Origin of the sequence: Methanocorpusculum vombati, from assembly GCF_026891935.1 — an archaeon.
In the GTDB taxonomy this organism is placed as follows: domain Archaea; phylum Halobacteriota; class Methanomicrobia; order Methanomicrobiales; family Methanocorpusculaceae; genus Methanocorpusculum; species Methanocorpusculum vombati.
On sequence record NZ_JAPTGC010000012.1, the window covers coordinates 19,448 to 29,472 of the forward strand.

A 10,025-nucleotide genomic window follows, 5' to 3' on the forward strand; every position below is an offset into this window, starting at 1 on the left:
ATCGTAAAAATTAGAAAAACAGCGGGGAATTAGCGCCCCATGGGAGTATTCCGCTTACTTCTTTTCCAGATGACCTTCGGCAAACCGGATCATTGAATACAGGCCGTCCGGAATCGGGTGCACCTCAAGCATCGGCGAAAACTCATGCACCGTAACCCCTTTCCGCACCAGGTACCCAAGATACGTCCCCACAACACCCGTGCCCGGTCCCGAACTCGCAAACCCCACAATCTTTCCGCTCTCCGGCGCAACCGTCAGTTCCATCGTCCCGACCGAGCCGTCCGACACATGCCACATCGACCCCGGTCCTGCAATATTTGGGGAGGAGAATGTCATACCCGTCTCGCCCGCAGTCGGACACACGGTATAGTCAAGGCCGAGTACCACCGTAAACGGAACACGCGAGAGATCTACCGTCCGCGGATTTCCCAGAATTGCATCAGCCGCCGCAAATCCCTGCAAACGCGACACCGGCGTAAAGTACGGGGCACCCGTCACATCACCGCAGGCATACACGCCCGGAACCGATGTTTCCATCCGCTCGTTTACGATAATTGACCCGTCTTTACCTTTCTGAACGCCGGAGACATGCGGACTCGACGGACGCATGCCGGTTGCAAACAGTACCGCATCACAGGCAAACGTTTCTCCGCCCGCAACAACACCACTAACCGCATCAGATCCCAGCACCCGCTCCAGCGCATGATGTTCATAGATTTTCACCGAAGAAAGGTCACGCCGCACCGCCTTATGCATCCTCTCCGGAAGAATGGAAAGCAGTTCATGCCGGGCAAACAGCATCACCTCAACACCAAACGCCGAAAAAATATACGCAAACTCGGCAGCCGAGATTCCTCCGCCGATGATCGCCATCCGTTTCGGCAGCGCGGGCATTGACCGGATCGTCCGGGCCGTATACGTTCCCGGCAGGTCCGCACCCGGAACATCCGGGACATACATCTCCGCACCGCACGCAACAACCACCGCCTCCGCCTCGCGCACAACACCATCCACAACCACCCGGCCGTCACGCACCTCAGCGGTCACGCCGTACTCAACCTTTACTCCTGCCTCAAGAGTTTCGCGTTCAAGAATTTCGGAAAGCCGCGCCTGAACCTTTTCAAGACTGCGCATCACCTCGGGATACCGGACAGAGACCGACCCCGCAGCTACACCGCAGCCGCACAAGAATTCTGTATTCCGAATCGCCCGGGCAACATCATTCAGCCCGCACACCAGCATACACCCGTCATGCACACACTGACCGCCGAGTGCACGCTGTTCCAAAAGAGTGACCTCACGACCGGCAGAGGCAAGACGCACAGCCGCCATCCTGCCCGCCGGTCCTCCGCCGATAACAATAATCATTTAAAACACTTCACATCCTTCATCCGACGGAAGCGACAGTTCCTCGCCGGTATATGCATTCACCTCAATAATATCCTTCTTTCCGCGGACCTGCCACACAGGGACATACACCTTCTCAACTGTTACCTCAATGTTATCCGGCGACGGACGGAACTCCTTCTCCTCTGCAAAAATCGCATCCCCTGAAGTCGTCTTAATCCGCACACGTTTCGTCAGTTTGTGCATCAGATCCGTACGAACACGTTCCTCCGTCTCTGCTTTCGTATTCACCGGACTCATCACATCCGCGTCTGCAGGAATCGAACCCGGCACCGGGGATACCTCCCCGAACTCAGCTTCAAGACCGTTAATCGCATTCACCCATCCCGAACCCTCATCATCAAAGCTCACCATCTTCCCCTTATAACTCGCCTCGCCGCGGCTCGTATACCGGTAATACCAGTACGGGATCATACGAAGAACCGTCGGTCCTTCCTGATGCGCAATCCGCACCGCATCGCGATCCGTAATCCGGATCGGCAGCAGCTGATCACCAACAGTGCCCGACAGCGGTGAAGAAGAAACACCCGCCGCCGCGGGAGCATACGATACAGCTGCCGGCTCGTCCAGATCAAACGGTTCGGAATAAATCCGTGCCATCGCAGCTGCCGCAATATAACTCTCAAGCAGTTCACGTGACCAGATATCCGCTTCTTTCGGGCGGAAATAGGCATTGCCCGTAAAAATCAGCTTATCGCACCGGACCTTCGTATCCTCAAGCATTATTGTATACGGTGTCATATCGAACCGCTGAAGAAGATTCAGATCATCCGAACACAGGACAATAAGACACGTCCTTCCCCGGACCGCAGAGAGATTAAACGGTCCCTGCTCCTCCTCCGTATCATATCCGGCTGTCTCAAGAACGCGGCGTATCTCAATAACAGCATTTGCGTGTACAAGTTCACCCATACTTATGTAACTACTATGCATTTCGTGGTCAAAAATACTTTGCAAACAGAAGAGGGGCACGAGTTCGTTTATTGGTATTTTCCGGTTCGCTCTTTGTCTAACACCATCCCATATCCGCGGACCATGCCGTCACGGATTTGCGACCCGTTTTTGCAGAAATATATCCTTTCGTCCTGCATAGGATTTATCGCTAAGCAAGTATTTATGCCCCCATACTCATAAATTAGTTACAATAACTCAGATTAGGTGTTTTCTTTGAAACTTTGGAAATCAGCACTGATTATAACCGCATGTCTCATGCTGGTGCTCATCGCAGCACCGGTCTCTGCGGCACAGGTTTCCTACTCCACCGCGGGAATCGAATTCTTCGCATCCTCCGACGGAGGAAATGAACTTGTTCCCGGAACCGAGTCAGACTTTACGATTAAACTCACGAACAATGCACAGTATCAGGTTGTCGCAGCTGAATCCGGTCTTCAGCGCCAGTACGATGTAGCAACCCCGTACCAGCTCCGTGTCTCTCTGGAAGATGCAGAGGGCATCACGGTTAAGACCGATATGCAGACCGTCTCCCAGATTGGTCCCGGCCAGTCCGCAACCCTGACCTATCGTGTCTCCGTTGACCAGTATGCAACCCCCGGACCCCGGACCCTCAAAGTACACGTCATCTACAACGAACTCTTCTCCGTTGATAACTATGGTGACGCGCTCGGATACTACTGGCTCAATGACCGGGTAAAGGATGTACCTCTTGAAGTTACCGTCCGCTCCCAGGTCTCACCCGAAGTACTGGAAGTATCGAGTGAAGATATCAGCGTCGGAACATCCGGATTCCTGACCCTTGCAATCAAAAATGCAGGTGGTATGGACGCAAAGAACGCCTACGCATCGCTCATCACCTCAACTGCCGGCGGATCATCCACCGCAATTGTACCGGTTGAGAGCAGTGTCTTTATTGGTGATTTCCCCGCAGGATCCACCCAGACTGTGACGTTCAAGGTCTCCGTTGCAAACAACGCAGAGATCAAGGAGTACCCCGTTGGCCTGCAGATTGTCTATCAGGACAACTACGGTGTTGACCAGAAATCCTCGCCGGTTATTGTCGGAGTGCCGGTTGACGGCAAAGTTGAGTTCAAAGTAACCAATGTCGAAGCAGCACTTGCTCCGGGAGATAAGGGCTTAATCAAAGTCACCTACAAAAACACCGGAAATACCAAAGTCTACAGTGCAGTTGCCCGTCTGAGTGCAGTTGATCCGTTCTCCTCCAACGACGACTCCGCATATCTGGGCGACATGGCTCCGGGAGATTCTGTTGTCGGTTCCTATGAAGTAACTGTTGACAGTTCCGCAACCGAGAAGGAGTACGGTCTTGACACCGAAATCCGGTACCGCGATGCAAACGACAACAGTATCCTCTCCAAATCCATGAAGGCAGTCGTTGATGTGAAAGACACGTCAGGACCGCTGTCCTTCTTCACCAGCCCGATCTTCATCATTATCATTGTGGCAATTGTCTTAATCGGCGGCTACTATGTATTCATGAAGCGTAAGGGCCAGGTATAATCCTCCCCCGTTTTCTTTTTTAGATTCACAGCAGTTCTTCGAGCTTGTGATAACCGTACCTTTTCCGGTTGTTTTTCCGGAAAAACACAAAAAGAAGAAGTTCTAAAGATAAACTCCGCAGTTACAGCAGACTCACTGCGGAAATCCGCTTGTGGGAACTTTTATTCACCAGCACGAGGACCTGCTCTTCAAGAGCATTCTGCGGCACAAATTCATGTTCTTCCAGATTCATCAGCGCTGCATCAAGTTCCTGATAGGAAAATCCCAGATCGTCTTCATCGCTCTGACCCTCCCAGAATCCGGCACTCGGAGCTTTCTCAATAATTGACCGCGGAATGTCAAGTTCCTCGGCAACTGCATACACATCCTTCTTCCACAGATGCAGGAGCGGCTGAATGTCCGCAGCAGAATCCCCCCACTTCGTGCTGTAGCCGATCATATACTCGGTTTTATTGGATGTCCCGCAGACGAGATAGTCCCGGGCCGCCGCAATATTATAGAGCACTGCCATCCGCAGACGTGCCGTGTAGTTCCCGCGAAGCACCGGGTTGTCCGTCATATGCGGGTCAGCAAATGCCGCAGCAACAACACCGTCCAGCGGAATGGTAAGTAACTCAATACCAAACCTGCTGCACAGCTCCCCGGCATCCGCATGGTCCAAGGGACTGCTTGACGCAGACGGCAGATGTACACCGAGCACATGCTCGGGTCCCAGAGCTTTTACCGCGACTGCGGCAGCAACCGCCGAGTCAATTCCGCCGGAGATTCCGACAACAACACCTTTCGCACCCGACGCCCACAGGGTCTGGCGGATCAGATCTTTTATGCGGGTGACGGCACACCCGATATCCTTACAGAGCATGGTTGATTCTCTCCCGATATAGTGGCGGCAGGGCATCGCGGACCTGCATGAGTGCATAGGCCGCCGAAGGATGATCTGCCGAGAAATGGTTGAGGAACGCACAAACATCCGCGGCAAACGGGTCGGGAACAAAAGGACCTGCGTCCTCTTCCTCCCATCCGTGGTGACGGGCATACAGTACAACCTCATTGCGGGGAACGACGGCAAGCGGATCAAGCACTTTTCCGTTGGGGGGGATAAGCACCTCCACAGTTGTTCCCGAGATGATCTGCTGCAGAAACGCGCAGGCAGAGGAGTCAAGAGTCGCCGCCGACACGACCGCGGTTGCATCGGCGGGATCCGCCACAAACGATACATCACGACGTCCGGCAAGAATTTCCGATAGAAGGGCCGAGAGTGCAAACGATTCCGCACCGGAGGACGCCTGCACATACAGCCGTTCGCCGGACGCAATGCCGCCGCATTTGCGGATCCTTCGTTTCGCTTTCGCTTCAAGATCGCGTGCCGCATGCACTGCGCAGAGCGCCACACCCGAATAGGGCTGAACGATAACTGCATCCTTTCCGCACCGCGAACACTGCATATACTACTCAGTTGGTGTTCGGCAAATATGTAGATTCGTTCTCCGACATGCCCGGACATGATACTTTTATCCCTGCAAAGTCAACCAATACCTCATGCCTCTGTCAGCCGATGACATCAAAAACCTCCATAAATATGAAGTCAGTATTCTTCGTGCACTGGAGAGGATGATGCACCGCTACGCCTGGGTCCCCGAAGATGACCTCAAAGCCGCGGTCCGCCTCTCGGCAGCAGAGACCAAATACCGTGTCGGCAATCTCATTCACCGGGATATGGTCAGATCCGACACCGTCCCCTACAAAGGATACGCACTCGTCTTCAAAGGATACGATGCCCTCGCACTCTCCGCACTTGCGCAGAAAAAAACCATCTCGGCACTCGGTACCATGATCGGCGTCGGTAAGGAGTCAGAGATCTACGAGGCACTCGGATTTGGGGTGGTGGTCCTGAAACTCCATAAAATCGGCCAGAGATCCTTTCAGACCGTCCGCACCAACCGTGAGTACATGCCGGAGAAAACCCACTGCCCCTGGATATTTGCCTCCGCAAAATCCGCCGAACGGGAGTATGAGGCACTCAGGGCACTCAACGGAAAAGTAAACGTCCCGGTCCCCATTGACATAAACCGGCATGTAATCGTCATGTCCTTCATCCCCGGCGTAAACCTGCACCGGTGCAGACTTGAAAACCCGGATGACATCTGGCAGGAGATTCTTGTTCAGGTGAAATCCGCATACGACTGCGGTTTCATTCACGGTGATCTCTCCGAGTACAATATCATGTATGATGATGCGGCCGTCTGGATCATTGACTGGCCGCAGTGGATTCCCCCGAATCACCAGAACGCAGAGGCAGTTCTGCGTCACGACATTGAGACCGTTGCTGCGTTCTTTGCAAAAAAATACCAGCGGAAGTATGATACGGATGACGCACTCCGGTATGTTACCGGCAGGACGGTGGAATGAGCGGACGCATCTTTGGCATCGATATCATTCGCGGTTCGGTTCGGTCCGGAACTCTCCGGCCGCACTACGCGCTCGTTCGTGTGGAGGACGGGGCAGTCATCTCCGAGGAAAAAAACGTTACACGGTTCCGGCTTATGCGCTATATCCGTGCCGAGCAGCCGGAGATTCTCGCGGTTGACAGTATTCAGGAGATTGCACAGGGAACCGCAGACCTGTATGCATTCCTCGCCGAACTTCCCGCGGGCACAAAACTGGTACAGGTAACCGGTGACGGTGTAAAGATGGAGACGCTGCCCCGCGCCGCCGCCCGTTACAACCTCTCCTTTGATAAACAGAATCCGATGGAAGAGGCGAAAGCCTCCGCACTTCTTGCTTCGTTTGGTGCGGGATACGAGGTTCTCGCATATACCGGTATTACTGATATCACCGTTTCCCGCAACCGGTCTCCCGGACGCGGCGGCTGGAGCCAGAACCGGTACGTACGGAAGATGCACGGGGCTGTCCGCACCCATGCCCGCGAGATTGAGATGAAACTGGTCTCCGCAAATCTTGAGTACTCCATGACCGTTCGCCGCGCCTTCGGCGGGGAAAGCCGGGTGGTCTTCACGGTCTATGCTCCGCGCGAGCAGATCCCGGTATCTCCTTCCCGGGGCGGCGATGCACAGATACGCATTGCCGGACGCAGACGCGACAAGATTGCATTCCAGCCGCTGACGAAAAAGCCCCGGTACCTGATCGTCGGAATCGATCCCGGAACCACTATCGGTATTGCAGCCCTTGATCTGGATGGAAATCTTGTCTATCTTGCAAGTACCCGGCTCTTCTCCGCAGCCGATCTGACCCGCGAGATTGCGGATTTGGGAAAACCGCTCATCATTGCATCCGACAAAGCCGAGATGCCGTTCGGTGTGGAGAAGATCCGGCGCGCTTTTTCGGCGGTTGCCTGGAATCCGAAAAAAGATATCCTGATCAAGGAGAAGTATGTCCTTGCCGCAGGCCGGGAGTTCAAAAATGATCACGAGCGCGATGCGCTCTCGGCGGCGGTATATGCGTACCGGACCTACAGGAACAAGTTTGAAAGTATTCTGAAACGGGCTCCCGCAGGGGTTGATACCGATGAGCTTCGGGCGCAGATTGTGCGGGGACTTTCCCTGGAGCAGGCGCTGTCCCGCATCAGCGGGACTGTGCCTGCGGAAGTCGCGGATGCGGCAGAGCAAGAAGAGCTGCCGGAGATCATCTTTGACGAGCGGGACGAGCGTATCACCCGGCAGGAGGAGACTATCCGGCGGCTGCGAACACTTGCAGAAACTCTTTCCCGCGAATCTGCCGGAAAGGATAAGACAATTTCGGCACTCCACCGGAAACTGAATGCGGAGCGGGAAGAGCGGTACGCTGAGCTGCTTGCCGCAGGCGAGATTGCCGAACGTGACCGCGAGATTGCAACGGTGAAAAAACAGCTCCGAAAGGAGGAGCGGCGGTGCAAAAATCTGCGGATACGGCTGGATCGGATGAAGCGGTATGTGTCGTTACAGGCAGGCGAGGGGTGTTCTGCGCTGAAGGTTCTGCCGCTGCTTGCACGCGATGCGGTCCGGGTGCTTGATGAGGAGATGGGAATCGGCGAAGAGGATCTGCTGTATGTTCTGAAGGTTGACGGGTGGGGGAAGTCGGTTGTCCGCGAGCTTGCCGAGGCGCGGGTGAAGGCGGTGATTCTGCCGCGGCAGGTGTATATACGGGCGCAGGAACAGCATCTGATTGAGGAGTTCCGGGACGCGGGTCTGCCGGTTCTTTCCGGTGCGGATCTCTCACCCCGCGTCAAAGGAAAGATCGGTGTGGCGGATACTGCGGCCCTTGAAGATGCTCTTGCTGCCTGGCATACTTCGCAGACGGTTTTTTCCCGGGAGAGGAAAGCGGCGGTGATTGATTCGATGGTCCGGGAGTATCAGGTAGAGCGGGTGCGGGAGGTGCGGGAACTCGGTATCGATCCTGCAACGGTTGTTCCCGAACGCTATCTGAGAACGATGCTTCCGCCGAAGGAAAAAGAGCCGGCAAGAACCGTTGTCAGAAAACCCGCAGAGAAAAAGACTGAGCAGACGGCTGCACCGAAAACACCTGTGCTGCCCTCCCCGGATGCTGAGGAAAAACCGCCGGAGCCGGCGGAGGAACAAAAGACAGCCGCGCCCGATCTGCTGACGGCGGTTCTTGCAGAGTACAGAGAAAAGAGAAAGAAAGAGATCTCCGGTGATACATGATGGATGACAGACAACTGCTGGAAACAATCCGCGACCTGATCGGCCGCGATGAAACGAGTGACGACTGCGCAGCATTTCCCTTTGACAACGGACGAAAAGTTCTGGTGTCAACAACCGATATGCTGCATAAGAAAACTGATTTTCCGCGCAGGATGACGCCCTGGCAGATGGGGTGGATGAGTGCTGCGGCAAGTCTTTCTGATATTGCAAGCTGCGGCGCGCAGCCGACGCAGGTACTGGTTGCGGTCGGTCTTGACCGGCCGGAACGGCTGCGGCCAATTATGGAGGGTGCGGTTGCCTGTACCAGAGCCTGCGGTGCTGTGGTTGCGGGCGGCGATATTGACAGCCATACGGAGCTGACCATTGTGACAACCGCATTCGGTATTGTGGAGAAAGAGTATTACTGTACCCGATCGGGAGCGAAGGCCGGGGATCTGGTCTGCGTCACCGGACGTCCCGGTTCGGCGCAGGCGGCGCTTGACGGATGTTCCGGATACTGGGAAAATCTTGTCATGCCCAAACCGCAGGTCTTTACCGGTCAGCGAATTGCACGCGCAGGGGCGTCTGCCATGATGGATGTTTCCGATGGTCTTGCGGTTTCGCTCTATGATATGGGAGAGGCGTCGGACGTCGGGTTTGTCCTCCGCGAGAGTCTGCCGCTGCTTCCCATCGCGGATGCGAAGAAGTACTTCCTGTACGGCGGCGGGGACTATGGTCTGCTGTTTACCATCCCGCGGGAAAAGTTCGTGAGAATGGATGTGCCGGTTTCCGTTATCGGGGAAGTTGTGGAGGAGCCGGGGGTGTTCCTCGGTGAAGAGCCGGTGGAAAAACTCGGCTATGCCCATGTGTGGAACTAAAACAATTTGAGAATTTCTCTCAACCCCTTTTTCGATGTGATGTGACGAAAGTACTTTGTAGTTTTTTCTGGACATTGTAGGTGAGTTAGTGGTGAGTGGGATACCTGAAAAAGAAAACGCAGATAACGCAGATGCTTCGCTTCGCGCCGCTGAGTCGCAAGCCCAGAGCCGGGCGGGAGGCGTTGCACTCGCACGGCAGAGCCGCAATGATCTAAGATAGTCGGGAGTCCTCGGCAGGGGCACGATGAAAAAGAAAACGCAGATAACGCAGATGCGCCTAACGACGCAGCTTCGCTCGTCGCATTTGCTTTTCGTCACTCGCCATCCCGTCCGAGCGGACGGGCGGCGTTGCAATCGCACGGCAAAGCCGCGACACCGATACAAGAAACGGAAATATTCCACACACACAGAGCTGCAATGATCTAAGATAGTGTGAGAATCTCCGGAGTGGGCATGATGAAAAAGGAAACGCAGATAACGCAGATGCGACGCTTCGCGCCGCAGCTTCGCTCGTCGCATTTGCTCTTCGTCGCTCGCCATCCCGTCCGGAGCCGGGCGGGCGGCGTTGCTGTCGCAAGCGCGACGGCAAATGCTCGCGAAGCTCCCACTCATCCCGTATCCTGCAACA

General features: G+C 55.0%; 9 protein-coding genes. 4 read left to right on the forward strand and 5 right to left on the reverse strand.

Going from position 1 to position 10,025, the window contains the following annotated elements; genetic code table 11:
* Nucleotides 1-54: 54 nt before the first annotated feature.
* Together O0S09_RS08370 and O0S09_RS08375 are read right to left on the reverse strand one after the other, a co-directional pair.
* The gene (locus tag O0S09_RS08370) at nucleotides 55-1,368 is read right to left on the reverse strand and encodes an FAD-dependent oxidoreductase (protein ID WP_268923517.1); all 1,314 of its coding nucleotides are present in this window, start codon (nucleotides 1,366-1,368) and stop codon (nucleotides 55-57) included.
* Entirely contained in the window at nucleotides 1,369-2,319 is a 951-nt protein-coding gene (locus O0S09_RS08375) for a hypothetical protein (protein ID WP_268923518.1), read from the reverse strand. It abuts the gene before it with no gap.
* A gap of 255 nt (nucleotides 2,320-2,574) precedes the next feature.
* Between O0S09_RS08375 and O0S09_RS08380 the strand changes: the two genes are divergently transcribed.
* A complete protein-coding gene (locus O0S09_RS08380) occupies nucleotides 2,575-3,882 on the forward strand; it encodes a COG1361 S-layer family protein (protein ID WP_268923519.1) in 1,308 nt (435 codons plus the stop codon).
* 121 nt (nucleotides 3,883-4,003) lie between these two features.
* Here O0S09_RS08380 and nadE read toward each other — a convergent pair whose 3' ends face one another.
* Both nadE and O0S09_RS08390 read right to left on the reverse strand, forming a co-directional pair.
* The gene (gene nadE / locus O0S09_RS08385; protein ID WP_268923520.1) at nucleotides 4,004-4,744 is read right to left on the reverse strand and encodes an NAD(+) synthase; all 741 of its coding nucleotides are present in this window, start codon (nucleotides 4,742-4,744) and stop codon (nucleotides 4,004-4,006) included.
* A complete protein-coding gene (locus tag O0S09_RS08390; RefSeq protein WP_268923521.1) occupies nucleotides 4,734-5,327 on the reverse strand; it encodes a hypothetical protein in 594 nt (197 codons plus the stop codon). Before O0S09_RS08390 ends, nadE begins: the two co-directional genes overlap by 11 nt.
* Before the next feature lie 94 nt (nucleotides 5,328-5,421).
* Here O0S09_RS08390 and O0S09_RS08395 point away from each other — a divergent pair, with 94 nt between their 5' ends.
* The 3 genes from O0S09_RS08395 to thiL are packed head-to-tail and all read left to right on the forward strand — an operon-like array spanning nucleotide 5,422 to nucleotide 9,397.
* On the forward strand, nucleotides 5,422-6,291 hold the full coding sequence (locus tag O0S09_RS08395; protein WP_268923522.1) for an RIO1 family regulatory kinase/ATPase domain-containing protein: 870 nt from the start codon (nucleotides 5,422-5,424) through the stop codon (nucleotides 6,289-6,291).
* Complete coding sequence (locus O0S09_RS08400) at nucleotides 6,288-8,540, forward strand: DUF460 domain-containing protein (RefSeq protein WP_268923523.1); 2,253 nt, start codon at nucleotides 6,288-6,290, stop codon at nucleotides 8,538-8,540. Before O0S09_RS08395 ends, O0S09_RS08400 begins: the two co-directional genes overlap by 4 nt.
* Entirely contained in the window at nucleotides 8,537-9,397 is an 861-nt protein-coding gene (gene thiL, locus O0S09_RS08405; protein WP_338148512.1) for a thiamine-phosphate kinase, read from the forward strand. Before O0S09_RS08400 ends, thiL begins: the two co-directional genes overlap by 4 nt.
* A gap of 422 nt (nucleotides 9,398-9,819) precedes the next feature.
* Here the strand turns inward: thiL and O0S09_RS08410 are convergent, their stop codons facing one another.
* A complete protein-coding gene (locus tag O0S09_RS08410; RefSeq protein ID WP_268923524.1) occupies nucleotides 9,820-10,005 on the reverse strand; it encodes a hypothetical protein in 186 nt (61 codons plus the stop codon).
* Nucleotides 10,006-10,025: the final 20 nt, after the last annotated feature.